This is a genomic window from Alphaproteobacteria bacterium (genome assembly GCA_017308135.1).
Classification (GTDB): domain Bacteria; phylum Pseudomonadota; class Alphaproteobacteria; order CACIAM-22H2; family CACIAM-22H2; genus Tagaea.
This window is the reverse complement of the sequence record JAFKFM010000006.1, coordinates 784,495-805,499: the sequence shown is the minus strand read 5'-3', so window position 1 is coordinate 805,499 and position 21,005 is coordinate 784,495. Positions and strand designations below refer to the sequence as shown.

Below are 21,005 nucleotides of genomic sequence, written 5' to 3'. Positions count from 1 at the left end.
GCTCAGGCGGCTTCCGCGGCCATCTTGCGCGCCTTGGCGCGCGCTTCGTCGATCGTGCCGACCATGTAGAAGGCGGCTTCGGGCATGTCGTCGCACTTGCCCTGCACGATTTCCTTGAAGCCCTTGATCGTGTCTTCGAGCTTCACGAGCACGCCCGGCGTGCCGGTGAAGACTTCGGCGACGTGGAAGGGCTGCGACAGGAAGCGCTGGATCTTACGCGCGCGGGCGACGACCAGCTTGTCTTCTTCCGACAGCTCGTCCATGCCCAGAATGGCGATGATGTCCTGCAGCGACTTGTAGGTCTGCAGCACCTTCTGGACGTCGCGGGCGGTCTGGTAGTGATCGTCGCCGATGACCCGCGGGTCGAGCATACGCGAGGTCGAGTCGAGCGGATCGACCGCCGGGAAAATGCCGAGCTCCGCGATCTGGCGCGACAACACGGTCGTCGCGTCCAAGTGCGAGAACGACGTCGCGGGCGCGGGGTCGGTCAAGTCGTCGGCGGGCACGTAAATGGCCTGCACCGAGGTGATCGAGCCCTTCTTGGTCGAGGTGATGCGTTCCTGCAAGGCGCCCATGTCGGTCGACAGCGTGGGCTGATAACCCACCGCCGACGGGATGCGGCCCAGCAGCGCCGACACTTCGGCACCGGCCTGGGTGAAGCGGAAGATGTTGTCGACGAAGAACAGCACGTCCTGGCCTTCTTCGTCGCGGAAATATTCGGCGACCGTCAGGCCCGACAGGCCGACGCGCATACGCGCACCGGGCGGCTCGTTCATCTGACCGTAGACCAGCGCCACCTTCGAGCCGGGGCCGTCGGTCTTGATGACGCCCGATTCGATCATCTCGTGATAAAGGTCGTTGCCTTCGCGGGTACGCTCACCCACGCCCGCGAACACCGACACGCCGCCATGCGCCTTGGCGACGTTGTTGATGAGTTCCATGATCGTCACGGTCTTGCCCACACCCGCACCGCCGAACAGGCCGATCTTGCCGCCCTTGGCGTAGGGGGCGAGAAGGTCGATGACCTTGATGCCCGTGACCAGAATTTCCGATTCCGTCGCCTGTTCGACGAATTCCGGCGCCGAACGATGGATCGGCAGCGTGCGCTTGGCGCCGATGGCGCCGCGCTCGTCGATCGGCTCGCCGATCACGTTGATGATGCGGCCCAGCGTTTCGGGGCCGACCGGCATCGAGATGGCGGCACCCGTATCGACCGCTTCGGCGCCGCGGACCAGACCGTCGGTCGTGTCCATCGCGATGGCGCGGACGGCGCTTTCGCCGAGATGCTGCGCCACTTCGAGGACCAGGGTCTTGTCCTGGTTCTTGACGTGCAGCGCGTTCAAAATCGCCGGCAATTCGCCGTCGAAATGGACGTCGACGACGGCGCCCAGGATCTGGGTGATGCGGCCGACTTTGTTGTTCGCCATGATGCGGGCTCCTCGTGCGGAAATCAGACGGCTTCGGCGCCGGAGATGATCTCGATCAATTCCTTGGTGATCGAGGCCTGGCGCGAGCGGTTGTAGTTCAGGGTGAGTTTCTTGATCATGTCGCCGGCGTTGCGCGTGGCGCTGTCCATCGCGGACATGCGCGCACCTTGCTCGGACGCGGCGTTTTCGAGCAGCGAGCGATAGACCTGGACCGACAGATTGCGCGGCAGCAGGGCGGCGAGAATCTCGCCTTCTTCCGGCTCGTACTCGTAAACGGCACCCGACGGCGCGGCGGCGGGTGCGGCCCCCGCTTCGGCGGCGAAGGGAACGATCTGCAGACGCGTCGGGATCTGGGCGATCGCCGACTTGAAGCGCGCGTAGTAGAGTGCTGCCACGTCGAAATCGCCCGCGTCGAACATCGACAGGATCTTCGTGGCGACGGCTTGCGCGTCAGCGAAGCCGAGCTTCTTCTTCGGCAGATCGACCGAACCGACAATCAGATCGGCGTAGTCGCGGCGCAGCGCGTCGCGGCCCTTGCGGCCGACGGCCAGGATTTTCACCTGCTTGCCTTCGCCCTGAAGCTTGCGGATTTCCGCGCGCGCGAGGCGCACGATCGACGAGTTGAACGCGCCGCACAGACCGCGATCGGACGTGCAGACGATCAGAAGATGGGCTTTGTCCGATCCCGTTCCGCTCAGAAGTTTGGGCGCCCCGGCGCCGGCCGTCGCCGCACCGGCGAGCGAGGCCAGCACCTTGCCCATACGCTCGGCGTAGGGGCGTGCGGCTTCCGCCTGCTCCTGCGCGCGGCGCAGCTTGGCGGCGGCGACCATCTTCATGGCGGACGTGATCTTCTGCGTCGACTTGACCGACGCGATCCGCATCCGGAGTGATTTGAGGCTCGGCATGACCTTCGCGGCCCTTCCCTAGCTCGTGCGCTTGATCAGGCGAAGGTCTTGACGAAGGCTTCGAGCACGCCGCGCAGCTTCTTGTCCGTCTCCGGCTTGATCTCGCGATCGTTGCGGATGGCGGTCACGATGTCCTGATGCTTGGCGCGAATCTCCGACATGAACGCGGCTTCGAAGCGGCCGACATCCTTCACCTCGACGCCGTCGAGATAGCCGTTGACGCCCGCGAAGATCGACACGACCTGCTCTTCGACCGGCAGCGGCGAGTATTGCGGCTGCTTCAGCAGTTCCGTCAGACGCGCGCCGCGCGCCAGCAGCTTCTGCGTCGCCGGATCGAGATCCGACGCGAACTGCGCGAAGGCCGCCATTTCGCGATACTGCGCGAGCTCGAGCTTGATCTTGCCCGCGACCTGCTTCATCGCCTTGATCTGCGCGGCGGAGCCCACGCGGCTCACCGACAGACCGACGCTGATGGCCGGGCGGATGCCCTTATAGAACAGGTCGGTTTCGAGGAAGATCTGACCATCGGTGATCGAAATCACGTTGGTCGGAATATAGGCCGACACGTCGCCCGCCTGCGTTTCGATCACGGGAAGCGCCGTCAACGAACCCGCTTTCATGGCGTCGGACATCTTGGCCGCGCGCTCGAGCAGGCGCGAGTGCAGATAGAACACGTCGCCCGGGTAGGCTTCGCGGCCCGGCGGACGGCGCAGCAGCAGCGACATCTGGCGGTACGACACGGCCTGCTTGGAAAGATCGTCGTACACGATGACGGCGTGCATGCCGTTGTCGCGGAAATATTCGCCCATCGCGCAGCCCGTGTAGGGGGCGAGGAACTGCAAGGGGGCCGGATCCGACGCCGTCGCGGCGACGACGATCGTGTATTCCAGCGCGCCGAAATCTTCGAGCGTCTTAACGATGCGCGCGACGGTCGAACGCTTCTGACCGATGCAAACATAGATGCAGTACAGCTTCTTCGACTCGTCGCTGCCCGCGTTGATCGCCTTCTGGTTCAGGAAGGTGTCGATCGCGACGGCGGTCTTGCCGGTCTGACGGTCGCCGATGATCAGCTCGCGCTGGCCGCGGCCGACGGGGACGAGCGCGTCGATGGCCTTGAGGCCGGTCTGCATCGGCTCGTGCACCGACTTGCGCGCGATGATGCCGGGGGCCTTCAATTCGACGCGGCTCTTGGCCGTCGCCTGGATCGGGCCCTTGCCGTCGATCGGGTTGCCGAGACCGTCGACCACGCGGCCGAGCAGGCCCTTGCCGACCGGCGTTTCGACGATGGCGCCGGTGCGCTTGACCGTGTCGCCTTCCTTAATGTCGCGGTCGTCGCCGAAAATCACGATACCGACATTGTCGGTTTCGAGGTTCAGCGCCATCCCCTTGATGCCGCCGGGGAATTCGACCATTTCGCCGGCCTGGACCTTGTCCAGCCCGTAGACGCGGGCGATGCCGTCGCCGACCGAGATCACCTGGCCGACTTCCGCGACGTCCGCGGCGGTGTCGAACTTGGCGATCTGGTCCTTGAGAATGGCGGAAATCTCGGCGGCGCGAATACCCATCTTGGAACCCTCTTCCGGAATATCAGGCCCGACCCGCCAGGGTCAGGTGGAGACGCTTGAGTTGGCCTTGCAGCGAGGCGTCGACGAGGCGGGAACCCACCTTCACCTTCAGCCCGCCCAGGATGCGGGGATCGACCTTGAGGTCGAGCGTGATCTTGCGGCCGGCGCGGCCGGCCAAAGCCGCTTCCAGCGCGGCTTTCTGCGAATCGGTCAGCGCCACGGCCGAAACGACCTCCGCGGTCGTTTCGCCGCGCTTGTCGGCCAGGATGGCGCGATAGGCCGCGGCGATCGCGGTGAAACCGGCCAGGCGGCGGTTGCGGGCCAGCATGCCCAGGAAACGGCGAACCAGATCGCCCACGCCCATCGCCTTGGCGACCGCCAAAACGGCGGCTTCCTGCGCCTTTCGCGGCAGCAAGGGGCTGGTCATCGCGCGGCGCAGCTCGGCCGATTCGGCCATCGCGGCTTCGACCGACTTCAGATCCGCGAGGACGGCGTCCAGCGCCTTGCCCTCGTCGGCCAGTTCATAGAGCGCGCCCGCGTAACGCTGGGCGAGAACGGCGGCCACGGATGTATCGGATGCCACGGAGCGAAGCTTCCCTTTTCGACCAGGATCGCGGGCGCCCGGACGGGCCGCAACCCCATTGAAACTCAACAAAAAAACGGGCGGTCAGGAAACCCCTTCCGCCAGCGCGCGCGTGTAGCTACCACAGGCACAACTGCGATGCAATAAGGCATGCGGAATCATGCCTTTTCGGACCCCAAGTTCAGGTTGGTTTCAGCGCCATCGGGCAGGTTGGCAAGGTTCCGCAACCCCTGCCCTTTACAGTCCGCCCGCCGATGTCGCCTTTGCCGCAAACCGCCGCCTTGCGCCGCCTGCCCTTGCCGGGCGTGTGGGGCATGGCCATCGCCGTGACGCTGCTCGTCTTCGGGCTGGCGCTGGCGGGCGCATGGCTCGACCGGCGCGCGACGCGCACGCACGAGATCGAGGAGCTTAAGCATTTCGCGCGCATCGAGGCCGCGCAGACGCATGCTTACGTGACATCGACGGCGCGGCTGCTCGATCTCGTCAAATACGCCGCCGAGCGCGGCGGCAATGCGTTCTCGCTCCAACGCTTGATCGACGAGAAGCGTATCGCGGTCGGCGAATTGGCGCAGCTTTCCGTCGCCGACGCGCAAGGCATCGTTCTGCAATCGACGCTGCCGATGGGATCGGCCCCCGTTTCGGTCGCCGATCGGCGCCACTTCAAAGCGCTCGCCGACGGCGAGACCGATTTCTTCATCGGCGCGCCGGTCCTGGGCCGCGTGTCGGGCCGTTGGACCGTACAGGTCACGCGGCGCATCGACGCGCCGGATGGCGGCTTCGGCGGCGCCATCGTCGCGTCGATCGATATCGCGCGTTTCGGCGGCATCGACGGGCGGCTGGCGAATCTGCCCGGCGCCGTCACCACGATCGTCGGCGGCGACGGTTTGGTTCGCGCGCGTGCGGGTGCCACGCCCGCGGATATCGCACTCGACCCCAATTTCGACGAATGGATGCCGGTCATGCGCGCCGCCGATTCCGGCTTGTCGCCGGGCGATCGGGCGGACCAGCCCCAACGCAGCGCGATCGCGTGGCAACGCCTCGCCCCCTTCGACCTCTATGTCGCGGTGACGCTGCCCGAAGCGGAGCTGCGCGCCGAATCCGACGATCGCTCCCGGCTTTATTTCGTCGCCGCCGGATTCGTGGCGTTGCTCGCCTTCGGCGCCGCCTTGGCCATCGATCGGCGCGAGCGCGCGTTGATGCGCTTGGCCGACGCATCCGACCGCGCGCGCGTGGAAATGGCGCGCTTGCTGGCGGGGTTCGGCCAGGATCTACGCGATCCGGTCGATGCGCTGCGCTGGGCGAGCGATACGCTATCGGCCCCCGGCGGCAATGAAACGCAGCGCCAACGCGCCATCGGCGCGTTGCGCGCGGCCGGCGCCAAATTGGGTCGCGCGTTGAACGACGTGCTCGATTGGGTGGCGCTGGCGCAGTCGAGCGACGGGCAAAGCCTCGCCGCCCTCGATCCGCGCGATTGGGCGAAGCTCACCTACGAAAGCGTGCGCGGCCGCGCGCGCGATCTCGACGTCGCGTGCGATCTGGGCCTCGACGTGCCCGACGGCTTGCGCATCATCGCGGACGCCAGCCGTCTGCATCGCATGACCAACGCGCTGCTCGTGCACGCGCTGTCGGCGGCGGGTCAAGGCGGGCGCGTGGGCTTCTCGGTCGGCGTGCGCGGCCTCGATGCGGCGCATGTCGAACTCGCCATCGCCGTATCCGCCAACGGCACGGCGTCGGGCGCCAAGCAATCCCATCTGGGCGACGCGGTCGCGCAAGGCTTCGCGCAGTCGCTGGGCGGCACGATCGAACATCGCGAAGCGCCGGGCGGCACGCTGGACGTGTTCCGCGCCGGGTTCGCGCGCGCCGCTTAGTTCAAAGGAAACTATACGGATCGATATCCACGGCGAGGCGCAAATTCGCCGGGATTTTCGTTTGCGCCAGCCAATCATGCAGCGCGCCCTGCAGATCGAAATCGCGCGACGCTTTCACCAGCAAGCGCCGGCGATGGCGGCCGCGCAAGATCGCCATCGCGGCCGGGGCGGGACCCAGCACTTCGATCCCCGCCTCGCGCGGCGCGGTCGCGCCCAAACGCTTGGCGATGCGATCGACCAAGGCTTCATCTTCGCCCGACAACACCAGCGCCGCGAGACGCCCGAACGGTGGCCAGTTGCGCTTGCGCCGGTCGTGGCTTTCGGCGGCGAGGAAGCGTTCGCGATCGCCCGCGACCAGCGCCGTCATCACCGGATGTTCGGGCATATGGGTTTGGATCAGCACGCGGCCGGGGCGTTCGGCGCGCCCCGCGCGCCCCGCGACCTGGTGCAGCAACTGCCACGACCGTTCGCCCGCGCGCAGATCGCCGCCGGTCAAACCGATATCGGCATCGACGATGCCCACCAGCGTCAGCAGCGGAAAGTGATGCCCCTTCGCGACGATCTGCGTGCCGACCAGAATGTCGATTTCCTTTTCCGCCATCTGGCGCACGAATTCCGCCGCCGCCGCCGGCCCCGCGACGGTGTCGGACGTCATCACGCCGATGCGCGCATCGGGGAACAAGGCTTGCGCTTCTTCCGCCACGCGCTCCACGCCCGGGCCGCAGGCGACGAAGGAATCCTCCGCCGTGCAAGCGGGGCATTGGCGCGGCAAGGACGACGCGTAGCCGCAATGATGGCATTGCAAACGCCCGTGCAGGCGATGCTCGACCAGCCACGCCGTGCAGCGCGGGCATTGCAGGCGATGGCCGCAGGCGCGGCACAACGTCAGCGGCGCATAGCCGCGCCGGTTCAAGAACAGCATCGCCTGCTCGCCCGCTTCCAGCGTGTCGGCGAGGGCCGCCTTTAACGGCGGCGAGATAAACCGTCCGCGCGGCGGAGGCGCTTTACGCAGATCGATCGCGGTGACGCCCGGCAGCAGCGCGCCGCCGTGACGGGCGGGCAATTCGACGCGCGCATAGCGCCCGCGTTCGACATTCGCGAGCGTCTCCAGCGACGGCGTGGCCGACGCCAGCACGATGGGAATATTCTCGAAGCGCGCGCGCACCACGGCCATGTCGCGCGCGTGATAGATCGTGCCGTCTTCCTGCTTGAAGGCTTGCTCGTGCTCTTCGTCGATCACGATCAGACCGAGATCGCGATAAGGCAGGAACAATGCCGAGCGGGCGCCGATCACCACGCGCGCTTCGCCCGACGCGATCTGGCGCCAGATTTTCGCGCGCAGATGCCCCGGCAGTTCCGAATGCCACGGCGTGGGCGGCACGCCGAAGCGTTGTTCGAAGCGCGCCAACCACTGCGCGCTCATCGCGATTTCGGGCAGCATCACCAGCACTTGCTTACCCGACGCGACCGCCGCGGCGACCGCTTCGAAATAGACTTCCGTCTTTCCCGAGCCGGTCACGCCATCGATCAACGTGGTCGAAAAACCTTCCGTCAATTTTTCGAGCAGCAGGTCCGCGGCGATGCGCTGATCGGGATTGAGCGACGCCAATTTTCCCGTCCCGTCGGGCACGGGCGGCGCTTCGGGCGGCAGTTCGATCGCTTCCAGCCATCCCTTCTCGACCAGCGTTTTGACGACGCCGGTTCCGACACCGGCGGCCTCGGCGAGATCGGATGCAGGCCGCGCGCCCGCCATCGCTTCGAGCAGCACGCGACGGCGCGCGGGCGTCAGCACGCCCGGCTCGTCGAGATGCGGATCGGGGGCTGCGTCCGACAGCGCCAGTGCGCGGCGCATTTTCGGCGGTTCGAACGCGGCCGACACGCTCATCGCCATGCGCAGCACGTTGCCGACCGGCGCCATCGTGTAGCGCGCGACCCAATCGACGAAACGGCGCAAGGGCTCGCGCATCGGCACGACGGGCAAGCGCGCGCGCACGGGTTTGAGCTTCGCGGCGTCGAAATCGGGATCGGCGGCTTCGTCCCACACCACGCCGATCTCCACGCGCGGCCCCAACGGCACGCGCACGAAATCGCCCGGCGCCAGCGTCATTCCGTCGGGCACGGCGTAGTCGTAGGGCCCGAGGCGCATCGGCAAGGCGACGCGTACGCGGCTGCTGGCGGGCGATTCTTCCATCGGCTAGAATCTGGCCGCCGAGTCGCGCCGACGCAAGCGCGGCGGCCGAAATCCGCCGGGATGGACATGAAATTTTCCCTCGACATCGCCGAGATCACGTATGGCCGATAGCGAACCCGCCCAACCGCTCGCCGGTCTTGCCGCACTGACCGGCCCCGCCGTCGCCGAGTATCTGCGCCGGCATCCCGATTTCCTGCTGGAACATCCCGATCTGGTCTGGGTGCTCACGCCGCCCGAGCAGCGTTCGGGCAACGGCGTGGTCGACATGCAGCGCTACATGCTCGAGCGCATGAAGACCGATCTCGCCAAACTGACGGCGGCACAAGCCGAGCTGGTCGCGACCAGCCGCGCCAATCTCGCCACGCAAGGCCGCATCCACGCGGCTGTGACGTCGGTGCTGGCGGCGCGCTCGCTCCCCCATCTCATCGACACGATCGCCGTCGATCTGCCCATGCATTTGGAGGTCGACGCGATCGGCCTCGGTTTCGAATCGATCGATGCGCCCCCGGCGGGCGAATCCCAAGCGCCGCTGAAAATCCTGCCGCGCGGCACGGTCGATCGCGTGATGGGCGAACGGCGCGACATTCTGCTGCTGTCGGACGAGCCCGGCGATACGGCGATCTATGCCGGCGCTTCCACGCTCGTGCGCAGCCAGGCGCTGCTGCGCCTGCAATTGAAGCGCGACATGCCGCCCGGCATTCTCGCTTTCGGCAGCCGCCAGACCGGCAAGTTCCATCAAGGTCAGGGCACCGAATTGCTGACCTTCCTGGGCCGCACGGTCGAATCCGCGCTGCACGGATGGCTGTCGCGTCCGCGCTGAACGACGCACCCGGTTTCGCCGCGCAATCGGACGTGGCGGACGCCGTCATGGCGTATCTGGGCCGTTTGCGCGACGAGCGTCGCGCTTCGCGCCACACGCTGGACGGCTATACGCGCGACTTGACCGTCTTTCTCGCCTTCCTTGCCGATCATCTGGACGAAGCGCCCGATCTCGCGGCGCTGGGCAAGCTCGAGCCCGCGGATTTCCGCGCGTTTCTCGCGCGCCGGCGCAACGACGGTTTGGCCGCGTCGTCCAACGCGCGCACGCTGTCGGCGTTGCGCGGCTTCTTCCGCTTTCTGTCGCGCGAGAAACTGGCCGAGAACGCGCACGCGATCGCGTTGCGCGGGCCCAAACTGCCCAAGCCCGTGCCCAAGGCGCTGACGGCGGAGGACGCGGCCGCCACGCTCGATCTCGACGACGACAAGCCCTGGGTCGAAGCGCGCGACCGCGCGGTGATCGCGTTGCTGTATGGCGCAGGACTGCGTATCGACGAGGCCTTGTCGCTGAACATGGACGCGTTGCCGCTGGGCGAGACGTTGCGCATCGTCGGCAAGGGCCGCAAAGCGCGCGACGTGCCGCTGTTGAACGAGGTGCGCGGCGCGATCGACGCCTATCTCAAACTTCGCCCTTCGGTCGGCGGCAAGACGGCACCCATTTTCCTAGGGGCGCGCGGCGGGCGTTTGCGCGCCGAACTCATCCAAAAGCGTCTACGTCAGCTCCGCATCGAATTGGGCCTGCCCGATACCGCCACGCCGCACGCGCTGCGCCATTCCTTCGCCACGCATCTGCTGGGATCGGGGGCCGATCTGCGCGCGATCCAGGAATTGCTGGGCCACGCGTCGCTGTCGACAACGCAGCGTTATACGGCGGTGGATGCCGAGCATTTGCTCGACATCCACGCCAAGGCCCATCCGCGCGGGCGGTGAACTTTTTTAGATGTGGATCGGGCGGCCGTCGACCGCGAGGGCGGCTTCGCGCACCGCTTCGGTTAGCGTCGGGTGCGGATGGCAGGTGCGCGCCACATCTTCCGCCGAGCCGCCGAATTCGATCGCCAGCGTGATTTCGGCGATCATTTCGCCGACCACCGGGCCAACCATATGCGCGCCGAGGATACGATCCGTCGTCGCGTCGGCCAGAATTTTCACGAAGCCGTCGGTGCTGTTCATCGCGCGGGCACGCCCGTTCGCGGTGAACGGGAACTTGCCGACCTTGTAGGCGACACCTTCGGCCTTCAACTGCTCCTCGGTCTTGCCCACGCTCGCGCATTCCGGCCACGTGTAAACGACCGACGGGATCGCGTCGTAATTCACATGGCCATGCTGGCCGGCCAGAATCTCGGCGACCGCCATGCCTTCGTCTTCGGCCTTGTGCGCGAGCATCGGCCCGACGACCACGTCGCCGATCGCGTAGATGCCCGGCACGTTGGTTTGGAAATGCCCGTCGATGGCGACACGGCCCTTCTCGTCCAGCGCCACGCCGGCGTCTTTGAGGCCCAGCGCGTCGGTGAAGGGACGGCGGCCCACGGCGACCAGCACGATATCGGTTTCGATGGTCTTCGCTTCGCCGCCGGCGGCGGGTTCGACCGTCAGCGTCACACCCTTGGCGGTGACCTTGGCGGCCGTCACCTTGGTCGACAATTCGAACGCCATGCCCTGCTTTTGCAGGATGCGCTGCATCTGCTTGGACACTTCGCCGTCCATGCCCGGCATGATGCGATCGAGGAACTCGACCACCGTGACCTTGGCGCCCAGGCGCTGCCAGACCGAACCCATTTCGAGGCCGATCACGCCGCCGCCGACCAGCACCATCGATTTCGGCACTTCCGGCAAAGCGAGCGCGCCGGTCGACGACACGATGCGCTTTTCGTCGATCGGCAGCGAGGGCAGCGACGCCACGTCCGAACCCGTCGCGATGACGATGTTCTTCGCGGTCAGATCCTGCGTGCCGCCGGCGTTGAGCGCGACCGAGACCTTGCCCGCACCGGTGACCTTCGCGGCCCCCTTGACCCACTCGACCTTGTTCTTCTTGAACAGGTAAGCCACACCGTCGACATTCGACTTAACGGTCTTGTCCTTGTGCGCCATCAGCGCCTTGAGATCGAGTTCGACCTTGCCGACCTTGACGCCGAAGGCGCCAAGACCGTGCGAAGCCTCTTCGAACTTCTCCGACGCTTGCAGCAGCGCCTTCGACGGGATGCAGCCGACGTTCAAGCACGTGCCGCCCAGCGTCTCGCGCTTCTCGACGCAAGCGACCTTCATGCCGAGCTGGGCCGCGCGGATCGCGCAGACATAGCCGCCGGGACCGGCGCCGATGACGATAAGATCGAATTGCGTGTCGGACATGGGGCGTTTCCGTTCGGATAGGGTCTAGAAAGAAAAGGCCCCGAGACGGGGCCTTTCCCGGATCACATGTCGAGGATGAGACGGCCCGGATCCTCGATGCACTCCTTGACGCGCACGAGGAAGGTGACCGCTTCGCGCCCGTCGATGATGCGGTGGTCGTAGCTGAGCGCCACATACATCATCGGGCGGATCTCGATCTTGTCGCCGATGGCGACCGGGCGCGGCTGGATCTTGTGCATGCCCAGAATGCCCGATTGCGGCGGGTTCAGAATGGGCGTGGACATCAGCGAGCCATAGATGCCGCCGTTCGTGATCGTGAACGTGCCGCCGGTCATCTCGTCGATGGTGAGCTTGCCGTCGCGGGCCCGGCGGCCGAAATCGCCGATCTTCTTTTCGATATCGGCGAACGACAGCACGTCGCAATCGCGCACGACCGGCACGACCAAGCCTTGCGGCGTGCCGACGGCGACACCGATGTCGTAATGGTTCTTGTAGACGATGTCGCCCGCGTCGATCTCGGCGTTGACGGCGGGGAGTTCCTTGAGCGCCACGACGCAGGCCTTGGCGAAGATCGACATGAAGCCGAGCTTCACGCCGTGCCGCTTCTCGAATTGCTCGTTGTATTTCGAGCGCATCGCCATCGCGGCCGACATGTCGATCTCGTTGAACGTCGTCAGCATCGCGGCGGTGTTCTGCGCCTGCTTCAGGCGCTCGGCGATGCGGGTGCGCAGGCGCGTCATCTTCACGCGTTCTTCGCGCGGCCCGATTTCGCGCGGTGCGGCCGGGGCGGCGGGGGCAGCGGCCGGGGCCGGTGCGGCGGCCTTGGGGGCGGCGGCGACATCGGCCTTGGTCACGCGGCCATCCTTACCGGAACCCGCCACCGAAGCGGCGTCCACGCCGGCTTCCGACAGCGCCTTGCGCGCGGCGGGGCCGGGTTGGGCCGCCGAAGCGGGTGCGGGTGCGGCGGCTTTCGCCGGTGCCGGGGCCGCGGCCGGTGCGGCGGCGGGGGCAGAAGCCTTGCCCGCCGCACCTTCCAGAATTTCGCCGAGCTTGGCGCCCACGCCGACCGTGGCACCGCTATCGGCGGTGATCGACACGAGCTGACCGGCGACGGGGGCCGGCACTTCGACCGTCACCTTGTCGGTTTCGAGTTCGCAAAGCGGCTCGTCCGCCTTCACGGCGTCGCCGACCTTCTTGAACCACTTCGCGACGGTCGCTTCCGAGACGGACTCGCCCATGGGCGGAACTTTGATGTCGATCGGCATATGCGTGTCTTTCTTCTTTGACGTTTGGCTTTTCAGCGTTTCCGGGCGTCAGATTTTCAGGGCATCGTCGAGCAGCTTGGCTTGCTCGGCGTTGTGGCGCTTGTACGAACCCGTCGCCGTCGCCGCCGATTCCGGACGGCCGGCATAGGTCGGGCGCTTGCCCTTGATCGGCAGGTTGGCGAGCATCGCTTCCAAGCGCGGCTGGACGAAGGTCCATGCGCCCATGTTCTGCGGCTCTTCCTGGCACCAGACGATCTCGGCGTTCTTGTAGCGGCCCAGTTCCTTCTCCATCGTCGACAACGGGAAGGGATAGAGCTGCTCGACGCGCACCAGCGCCACGTCCTTGATCTCGCGCTTCGCGCGCTCCTCGTAGAGGTCGTAATAGACCTTGCCCGAGCACATCACGACGCGGCGCACCTTGTCGTCGGCGACGATCTTGTCGGTCTCGCCGAAGAAGCGGTGGAACGTCGTGCCGGGGCCCATCTCGGCCAAGGTCGACGTCGCGAGCTTGTGCCGCAACAGCGATTTCGGCGTCATGATGATCAGCGGCTTGCGGATCGTGCGGCGGACCTGACGGCGCAGCGCGTGGAAATAATTGGCCGGGGTCGTGATGTTGCAGACCTGCCAATTGTCTTCCGCGCACATTTGCAGGAAGCGCTCGAGGCGCGCGGAGGAGTGCTCCGGCCCCTGCCCTTCGTAGCCGTGCGGCAGCAGCATCACGAGGCCCGACATGCGCAGCCATTTATGTTCGGCCGACGAGATGAACTGGTCGAACATGATCTGCGCGCCGTTGGCGAAGTCGCCGAATTGCGCTTCCCAGATCGTCAGCGCGTTGGGCTCGGCCATCGAATAGCCGTACTCGAAACCGAGCACGCCGTATTCAGACAGCGGCGAATCGTGCACTTCGAAATTCGCCTGTTTTTCCGCGACATGCTGCAGCGGCAGATAGCGCGCTTCGGTTTCCTGATCGACCAGCACCGAATGGCGCTGCGAGAACGTGCCGCGCCCGCAATCCTGGCCCGACAAGCGCACCGGCGTGCCTTCGGCGACCAGCGTGCCGAAGGCGAGCGCTTCGCCCGTCGCCCAATCGATGCCCTTGCCGGCATCGAGGATCTTGCGCTTGGCGTCGAGATTGCGGCGCACCGTGCGGTGGATGTTGTGGCCGTCGGGCACGCGGGTCAGCGCGTCGCCGACCTGCTTGAGCAGATCGTTCGACACGGCGGTGTTGCCGCGCCGGTCGTCGTTCTTCGCCGTTTCGATGCCCGCCCACTTGCCTTCCAGCCAATCGGCCTTGTTGGGCTTGTAGGTCTTCGAGGCTTCGAGCTGGCTGTCGAGATGGGCCTGGAAGTCGTCGTAGATCTTCTGGCCTTCGCCGGCCGGAATCGAGCCTTCGGCTTCCAGCTGCTCGGCGTAAAGCGTGCGCGTCGTCTTGTGCGCGGCGATGCGCCGATACATCAGCGGCTGCGTGAACGACGGCTCGTCGGTCTCGTTATGGCCGTGGCGGCGATAGCAGACCATGTCGATGACGACGTCGCGATGGAAGCGCTGGCGGAATTCCGTCGCGATGCGCGCGACATGCACGACCGCTTCGGGATCGTCGCCGTTGACGTGGAACACCGGCACGCCCAGGCCCTTCGCGACGTCGGAGCAATAGACGCCCGAGCGCGAATAGTTCGGCGCCGTGGTGAAGCCGATCTGGTTGTTGACGATGAAATGGATCGTGCCGCCGGTCCGGTAGCCGACGATGTCCACGAAGGCCATCGTTTCGGGCACGATGCCTTGGCCCGCGAACGCCGCGTCGCCGTGCAGCAGCAGCGGCAGCACCGCCGTGCGCTCGACGTCGCCCAGCTGCATCAGCTTGGCGCGCGCCTTGCCGAGCACGACCGGATTGACCGCTTCCAGATGCGACGGGTTGGCGTTGAGCGACAGATGCACCTTGTTGCCGTCGAACTCGCGGTCCGACGAGGTGCCGAGATGGTATTTGACGTCGCCCGACCCTTGCACGTCGTCGGGATGCGCGGCCACACCCTGAAATTCGGAGAAGATCGCGATATAGGGCTTGCTCATCACGTTCGCGAGAACGTTCAAGCGCCCGCGATGGGGCATGCCGATCACGATTTCGCGCACGCCCAATTGGCCGCCGCGCTTGATGATCTGTTCGAGCGCGGGCACCATCGATTCGGCACCGTCGAGGCCGAAACGCTTCGTGCCGACGAATTTGCGATCGAGGTAACGCTCGAAACCTTCGGCGGCGGTCAGACGCTCCAGGATCGCGCGCTTGCCGCGCGCGGTGAAGTCGGTCTGGTTGCGCGGACCTTCGATGCGCTGCTGGATCCAGCTTTTCTGCTCGGGATCGGAGATGTGGAGGAACTCCACGCCGATCGAGCCGCAATAGGTCGTCTTCAACACCGACACGATCTGGCGCAACGTCGCGCGCTCCAGACCCAGCACGTTGTCGATCAGGATCGGGCGGTCCATATCGGCTTCGGTGAAGCCGTAATGCGCCGGATCGAGTTCGGGATGCGGCTCCTGCTTGGTCAGGCCCAGCGGATCGATATTGGCTTCGAGATGACCGCGCATACGGTAGGCGCGGATCAGCATGATCGCGCGCACCGAATCGAGCGTCTGCGCCTTGGCCTGTTCGGGGCTCAAACCCTGGACAACCGGCGCGGGCGCGGCGGCCGCAGCGGCGGCCCCGTTGCCCTTGCCCTTCGCTGGGGCGGCGGCGGCCGGGTCGGCCACGCCGATGATGCGCGTCTTTTCCCGGCCCCAACGCGGGACGTAATACCCCGTCCCTTCCGTCGTCATTTCGCGCAACACGCCATGCCAGCTTGGATCGACGCTGCCGGGATCGGCCCGGTATTTGTCGAGCATCTCGGCGATGAAAACGGCGTTGTTGCCGTTGAACAGCGTCTCGAGATCCGGATGGGTCGCCATGTCGCGCTCCTTAAACGGCTTCGTGCTTAACCTTGCATCGCCTTGACCATCGTCGAGCCCAGCGCCGCCGGGCTGTCGGCGACGAGGTAACCCGACGATTTCATCGCTTCGATCTTATCGCCGGCCGTGCCCTTGCCGCCGGAGATGATCGCACCGGCATGGCCCATGCGACGGCCCGGCGGGGCGGTCACGCCCGCGATGAAGCCGACGATCGGCTTCTTGACCTTCGACGCCTTGTAGAAGGCGGCGGCTTCTTCTTCGGCCGAGCCACCGATTTCGCCGATCATGATGATGCCGGCGGTTTCGGGATCGGCGAGGAAGAGTTCCAGCGCATCGACGAAGTTCGTGCCGTTGACCGGGTCGCCGCCGATGCCGATGCAGGTCGTCTGCCCGAGCCCTGCGGCCGTGGTCTGCGCGACCGCTTCGTAGGTCAGCGTGCCCGAACGGCTGACGATGCCGATTTTGCCGCGGCTATGGATGTGGCCCGGCATGATGCCGATCTTGCACTCGCCCGGCGTGATGACGCCCGGGCAGTTCGGCCCGATCAGGCGCGTCTTGGTGCCCGACATCGCGCGCTTCACGCGCACCATGTCCAGCACCGGGATGCCTTCGGTGATGCACACGACCAAGCGCAGCTTGGCGTCGACCGCTTCCAGGATCGCGTCGGCCGCGAAGGGCGGCGGCACGTAGATAACCGAAGCGTCGGCCCCGGTCGTGCGCACGGCTTCGTCCACCGTGTTGAACACGGGCAGATCGAGATGCTTGGTGCCGCCCTTACCGGGCGTCACGCCGCCGACCATCTTGGTGCCGTAGGCGATGGCCTGTTCGGAGTGGAAGGTGCCCTGCGCGCCGGTAAAGCCCTGGCAGATGACCTTCGTATTCTTGTCGACGAGAACGGCCATGTTACGCGGCCTCCTTCACGGCCTTGACGATTTTCTCGGCCGCGTCGGCGAGGTTGTCGCCCGACACGATCTTGAGGCCCGAGGTTTTGAGGATCTTCTTGCCGAGCTCGACATTCGTGCCTTCGAGGCGAACGACCAGCGGCACGTTCAACGCGACTTCGCGCGCCGCGGCGACCACGCCTTCGGCGATCACGTCGCAGCGCATGATGCCGCCGAAGATGTTGACCAGAATGCCTTCGACGTTCGGGTCCGACAGAATCAGCTTGAAGGCCTGCGTCACGCGTTCCTTCGTCGCACCGCCGCCGACGTCGAGGAAGTTCGCGGGCTCGCCGCCATAGAGCTTGATGATGTCCATCGTGGCCATCGCCAAGCCCGCGCCGTTCACCATGCAGCCGATATTGCCGTCGAGCTTAACGTAGTTCAGCTCGTGCTTGCCGGCTTCGCGCTCCATCGGATCTTCTTCGTCTTCGTCGCGCAATTCGGCCACGTCCTTGTGGCGGAACAGCGCGTTGTCGTCGAAGTTCATCTTGGCGTCGAGGGCGAGCACGTCGCCCGCACCGGTCACGACCAGCGGATTGATTTCGACGATCGACGCGTCGAGCTTCACGAAGGCTTCGTACATCGCCGACACGAACTTGACGCAAGCGCCGACCTGCTTGCCTTCCAGGCCCAAAGCGAACGCCACTTGGCGCGCGTGATAGGGCTGCAAGCCTTGCGTCGGGTCGATCGCGACCTTGACGATCTTCTCCGGCGTCTTATGGGCGACTTCTTCGATATCCATGCCGCCTTCGGTGGACGCCATCACGGTCACGCGCTGCGTGGCGCGGTCAACCAGCATGCCGAGATACAGCTCGCGCTTGATGTCGCAGCCTTCCTCGACATAGATGCGCTTCACTTCCTTGCCCTTGGGGCCGGTCTGCTTGGTGATCAGAATCTTGCCGAGCATCGCGGCGGCGTTCTTCTTCACCTCGTCGATCGACTTGACGACGCGCACGCCGCCTTTGCCGTTCGGATCGTCCTTGAAGCGGCCGGCACCGCGGCCGCCCGCATGGATTTGCGACTTCACAACCCAAACCGGGCCGCCGAGTTCGCGGGCGACCTTCTCGGCCTCGTCGGGGGTGTAGGCAACCCCGCCCTTGGGGACCGCGACGCCGAATTTGGCCATCAGCGTTTTGGCTTGGTACTCGTGAATATTCATGGACGATCCCGCGACGGGGTTGGAATACGGAAACCTAGCCCCGGGCGGGGGGTATGGGCAACCGCGCCCGCCCGGGATCCGGTAGAACGAAGGATTAAAGCTTGCCTTCGGCCTTCAGCAGCTTCTCGGCCACGCCGCAGAGGTCCTGCACCGCCTTGACCGACTTGTCGAAACCCGCCTTTTCGGACGGATCCAGCGCGATTTCGACGACCTTTTCGACGCCGTTCTTGCCGATGATGCACGGCACGCCGACATAGAGGCCCTTGAGGCCGTATTCGCCGTTGAGCATCGCCGCGCACGGCAGCACGCGGCGCTTGTCGCGCAGATAGCTCGCCGCCATTTCGATGGCCGACATCGCCGGCGCGTAGAAGGCCGAGCCGGTCTTCAACAGATTGACGATTTCCGCACCGCCGTCGCGGGTGCGCTGGACGATCTTGTCCAGCTTTTCCTGCGTCGTCCAACCCATCTTGACGAGGTCGGGCAGCGGAATGCCGGCGACGGTCGAATAGCGCACCGACGGCACCATCGTGTCGCCGTGGCCGCCGAGCACGAAGGCCGTGACGTCTTCGACCGAAACCTTGAATTCGTCGGCCAGGAACCAGCGGAAACGCGCCGAATCCAGCACGCCGGCCATGCCAACGACCTTGTTGGCGGGCAGGCCCGACAGGACCTGCATCACCCACACCATCACGTCGAGCGGGTTGGTGACGACGATGACGAAGGCGTTGGGCGCGTTCTTCTTGATCGCGTCGGCGACGGTGGCCATCACCTTGACGTTGATGCCGATCAAATCGTCGCGGGTCATGCCGGGCTTACGCGGCACGCCGGCTGTGACGATGATCACGTCGGCCCCGGCCATCGCCGAGTAATCGTTGGAGCCGGTCACGAACGAGTCGAACCCGGCGACCGGCGAGGCTTCGGCGATATCCAGCGCCTTGCCCTGCGGGATGCCTTCCGCGATATCGAGCAGGACGACGTCGCCCAGTTCCTGAAGCCCGGCGAGCAGAGCTAACGTGCCGCCGATCTGACCGGCGCCCACGAGCGCGATCTTGTTGCGTGCCATACGGAATTTCCCCTTCTGCGGCCCCCCGAACGGGAGCGCTGCGGTGCGAAAACGAGCGCCGGGGTTGTACCGCCGCCGCCGCAAACCTTCAAGCGCTGGCGGCCGAACCCGATTTCCCCGGCGAAACCGGACCTTAACCGGGGTCGATGAAGCCTCGATTAACGCCGGGGGGCGGCTTCGACGAAAACATCGACCTGCTGGCCGACAAACGCCGGAAAAGCCGGGTCGGCGACCGCATAGATCGCTTGCAGCACGCGGGTATCGACCCGCTCGGCCGTGCCGCCGGTCAGGGATTTCTTTGGAATGACATAGGGTTCCGTCCGGACGAAGCGAAGCTCGCTGGACAGGCGGGCATCGCCGCGCAAGCGCGCGGTCGCGTGCGCGCCCGGGGTCAGGCGCTGGGCGTCGACCTCGTCGATATCGACCCGAACATGCAGTGGCATCACGCTACCCATCAAGACAAGTGGTGTCTGGAGACCGCCAGCGGCGGCGAACTCACCCGTCCTTATGTTGAGCTGGAGCACCCGCCCGGCGAGCGGGGCGCGGACGACCGTGCGCGCCACATCGACCGCCGCGCGCTGGGCGAGCGCCTTGGCTTCGAGCAGCGACGCCTCAAATTCGCCGCGCTGGGCTTCCAGCACGTCGATCTGGCGGCGCGCGGCTTCGACGGCCGCGCGGGCCCCCTGCAATCCGGCATCGGCCCGGCGCGCATCGGCGACGGCCGATTCCAAACGCTGACGGCTGGCGAAATCCTGGCGCGACAATTCCTGCTGACGGGTGCGGTCGCTTTCGGCGCGCTCGCGCTCGGCCGCCGCGCTCGTTACCGACGTGCCGGCTTGCGCGACGATCGCGCGCTGCTGCGCCACTTGCCGGTCGAGCCGCGCCAAGGCCGCTTCGGCCGCCGATTGGCGCGCCTGGGCTTGCGCCAGATTGGCGGCGTGGATGCGGCCATCGATTTCGAACAATGGCGCGCCCTGGGCCACGTCCTCGCCTTCCTTCGCGTGTACGGCCACGACCACGCCGCCGAGTTCGGTCGCGACGGCGACGATCTCGCTGGCCGGTTCGACGAGACCCGAGCCCGCGATGGCCGAAGCGTAAGGATTGGACGGCGGCGCCACCACCGGATCGACCAGCGGGCGCGAACGATCCGCGGCGGCGATCGACCACACGGCGAAGATCAAAGACCCACCCGCAACGACGGGCAGGATGTGGCGGACGAAACGTGGGCGCTTCATGGAACGGTCTCCAAAGCTTTGGTTTCGATTCCGGCGATGCGCCCGTCTTCCATCCGGACGATCCGGTCGGCGAAATCGAAAATGCGGTGATCATGGGTGACGACCAGCGTGGCGCGGTCCGCGCGCACGGAAGCGGCGCGCAGCATTTCCATCACCGTGCGCCCGCCGGTCGCGTCGAGCGCCGCCGTCGGCTCGTCGCAGACGACGAGCTTGGGTTCGTGCACGAGGGCGCGCGCGATCGCCACGCGCTGCTGCTGCCCGCCCGACAATTGGCGCGGCAATTTGGCCGCGTGCTCGCCCATGCCGAGCTGTTCGAGCAGCGGCATCGCCGCCCTCGCCGCCGCCGACAATTCCATGCCGCCCGCGACCAGCGGGATCGCGGCGTTCTCGGCGGCCGTCAACGCGGGCAGCAGATTGTATTGCTGGAAAATGAAGCCGAGCGTGCGCCGCCGGAAGGCGACACGCAGCGCGTCGGACATTTTCGCGATGTCCTGCCCGTCGACTTCGACGTCGCCGGAATCGAACGACAATATGCCCGCGACGATCGACAGCAGCGTGGTCTTGCCGCAACCCGACGGACCGACCAGCATCGTCATCTCGCCCCAGGGCACATCGAGATCGACGCCGTGCAGCACGCGCTGCAAGCCCGCCTCCGATTCGAAGGACTTCACCACGTCGCGGCATTTGACGGCGAACGACATGGC

16 protein-coding genes are annotated in these 21,005 nt (G+C 66.1%); 3 read left to right on the top strand and 13 right to left on the bottom strand.

The annotated features are described in order from the left end of the window. Positions 1 to 2: 2 nt before the first annotated feature. Genes atpD through J0H39_04285 form a run of 4 tightly spaced genes read right to left on the bottom strand, consistent with a single transcriptional unit; the run spans position 3 to position 4,480 of the window. Positions 3 to 1,427, bottom strand: coding sequence for a F0F1 ATP synthase subunit beta (atpD, locus tag J0H39_04300; protein MBN9495956.1), 1,425 nt, complete (start codon positions 1,425 to 1,427; stop codon positions 3 to 5). Between the two features lie 23 nt (positions 1,428 to 1,450). Then, positions 1,451 to 2,332, bottom strand: coding sequence for a F0F1 ATP synthase subunit gamma (locus J0H39_04295; GenBank protein MBN9495955.1), 882 nt, complete (start codon positions 2,330 to 2,332; stop codon positions 1,451 to 1,453). 35 nt (positions 2,333 to 2,367) lie between these two features. Further along, positions 2,368 to 3,897: a F0F1 ATP synthase subunit alpha gene (locus J0H39_04290; GenBank protein ID MBN9495954.1), complete on the bottom strand. Its 1,530-nt coding sequence runs from the start codon at positions 3,895 to 3,897 to the stop codon at positions 2,368 to 2,370. 22 nt (positions 3,898 to 3,919) lie between these two features. After that, positions 3,920 to 4,480, bottom strand: coding sequence for a F0F1 ATP synthase subunit delta (locus tag J0H39_04285; GenBank protein ID MBN9495953.1), 561 nt, complete (start codon positions 4,478 to 4,480; stop codon positions 3,920 to 3,922). 263 nt (positions 4,481 to 4,743) lie between these two features. Here J0H39_04285 and J0H39_04280 point away from each other — a divergent pair, with 263 nt between their 5' ends. Beyond that, positions 4,744 to 6,348: a hypothetical protein gene (locus tag J0H39_04280; protein MBN9495952.1), complete on the top strand. Its 1,605-nt coding sequence runs from the start codon at positions 4,744 to 4,746 to the stop codon at positions 6,346 to 6,348. 1 nt (position 6,349) lies between these two features. On the opposite strand, the gene J0H39_04275 is transcribed toward J0H39_04280, so the two are convergent. Continuing rightward, the gene (locus J0H39_04275) at positions 6,350 to 8,539 is read right to left on the bottom strand and encodes a primosomal protein N' (GenBank protein MBN9495951.1); all 2,190 of its coding nucleotides are present in this window, start codon (positions 8,537 to 8,539) and stop codon (positions 6,350 to 6,352) included. Positions 8,540 to 8,639: 100 nt separating this feature from the next. Here J0H39_04275 and J0H39_04270 point away from each other — a divergent pair, with 100 nt between their 5' ends. Both J0H39_04270 and J0H39_04265 read left to right on the top strand, forming a co-directional pair. Continuing rightward, on the top strand, positions 8,640 to 9,359 hold the full coding sequence (locus tag J0H39_04270) for a DUF484 family protein (GenBank protein ID MBN9495950.1): 720 nt from the start codon (positions 8,640 to 8,642) through the stop codon (positions 9,357 to 9,359). Continuing rightward, on the top strand, positions 9,356 to 10,285 hold the full coding sequence (locus J0H39_04265) for a tyrosine recombinase XerC (protein ID MBN9495949.1): 930 nt from the start codon (positions 9,356 to 9,358) through the stop codon (positions 10,283 to 10,285). The genes J0H39_04270 and J0H39_04265 overlap by 4 nt, the downstream gene beginning before the upstream one ends. 6 nt (positions 10,286 to 10,291) lie before the next feature. On the opposite strand, the gene J0H39_04260 is transcribed toward J0H39_04265, so the two are convergent. The 8 genes from J0H39_04260 to J0H39_04225 form a co-directional block, all read right to left on the bottom strand. Then, complete coding sequence (locus tag J0H39_04260) at positions 10,292 to 11,701, bottom strand: dihydrolipoyl dehydrogenase (GenBank protein MBN9495948.1); 1,410 nt, start codon at positions 11,699 to 11,701, stop codon at positions 10,292 to 10,294. Between the two features lie 62 nt (positions 11,702 to 11,763). Continuing rightward, a complete protein-coding gene (odhB, locus tag J0H39_04255) occupies positions 11,764 to 12,966 on the bottom strand; it encodes a 2-oxoglutarate dehydrogenase complex dihydrolipoyllysine-residue succinyltransferase (protein MBN9495947.1) in 1,203 nt (400 codons plus the stop codon). Between the two features lie 48 nt (positions 12,967 to 13,014). Next, positions 13,015 to 15,903, bottom strand: a complete 2,889-nt coding sequence (locus tag J0H39_04250) for a 2-oxoglutarate dehydrogenase E1 component (protein MBN9495946.1) — start codon at positions 15,901 to 15,903, stop codon at positions 13,015 to 13,017. 26 nt (positions 15,904 to 15,929) lie between these two features. Continuing rightward, positions 15,930 to 16,805 (bottom strand): succinate--CoA ligase subunit alpha, encoded by an 876-nt coding sequence (sucD, locus tag J0H39_04245; GenBank protein MBN9495945.1) that lies wholly within the window; start codon positions 16,803 to 16,805, stop codon positions 15,930 to 15,932. A 1-nt stretch (position 16,806) separates the two neighbouring features. Beyond that, the gene (gene sucC, locus J0H39_04240; GenBank protein MBN9495944.1) at positions 16,807 to 18,003 is read right to left on the bottom strand and encodes an ADP-forming succinate--CoA ligase subunit beta; all 1,197 of its coding nucleotides are present in this window, start codon (positions 18,001 to 18,003) and stop codon (positions 16,807 to 16,809) included. Positions 18,004 to 18,097: 94 nt separating this feature from the next. After that, the gene (mdh, locus tag J0H39_04235) at positions 18,098 to 19,066 is read right to left on the bottom strand and encodes a malate dehydrogenase (protein ID MBN9495943.1); all 969 of its coding nucleotides are present in this window, start codon (positions 19,064 to 19,066) and stop codon (positions 18,098 to 18,100) included. 158 nt (positions 19,067 to 19,224) lie between these two features. Next, a complete protein-coding gene (locus tag J0H39_04230) occupies positions 19,225 to 20,301 on the bottom strand; it encodes a biotin/lipoyl-binding protein (GenBank protein MBN9495942.1) in 1,077 nt (358 codons plus the stop codon). Then, on the bottom strand, positions 20,298 to 21,002 hold the full coding sequence (locus J0H39_04225) for an ABC transporter ATP-binding protein (GenBank protein ID MBN9495941.1): 705 nt from the start codon (positions 21,000 to 21,002) through the stop codon (positions 20,298 to 20,300). The genes J0H39_04230 and J0H39_04225 overlap by 4 nt, the downstream gene beginning before the upstream one ends. Between the last annotated feature and the right edge of the window lie 3 nt (positions 21,003 to 21,005).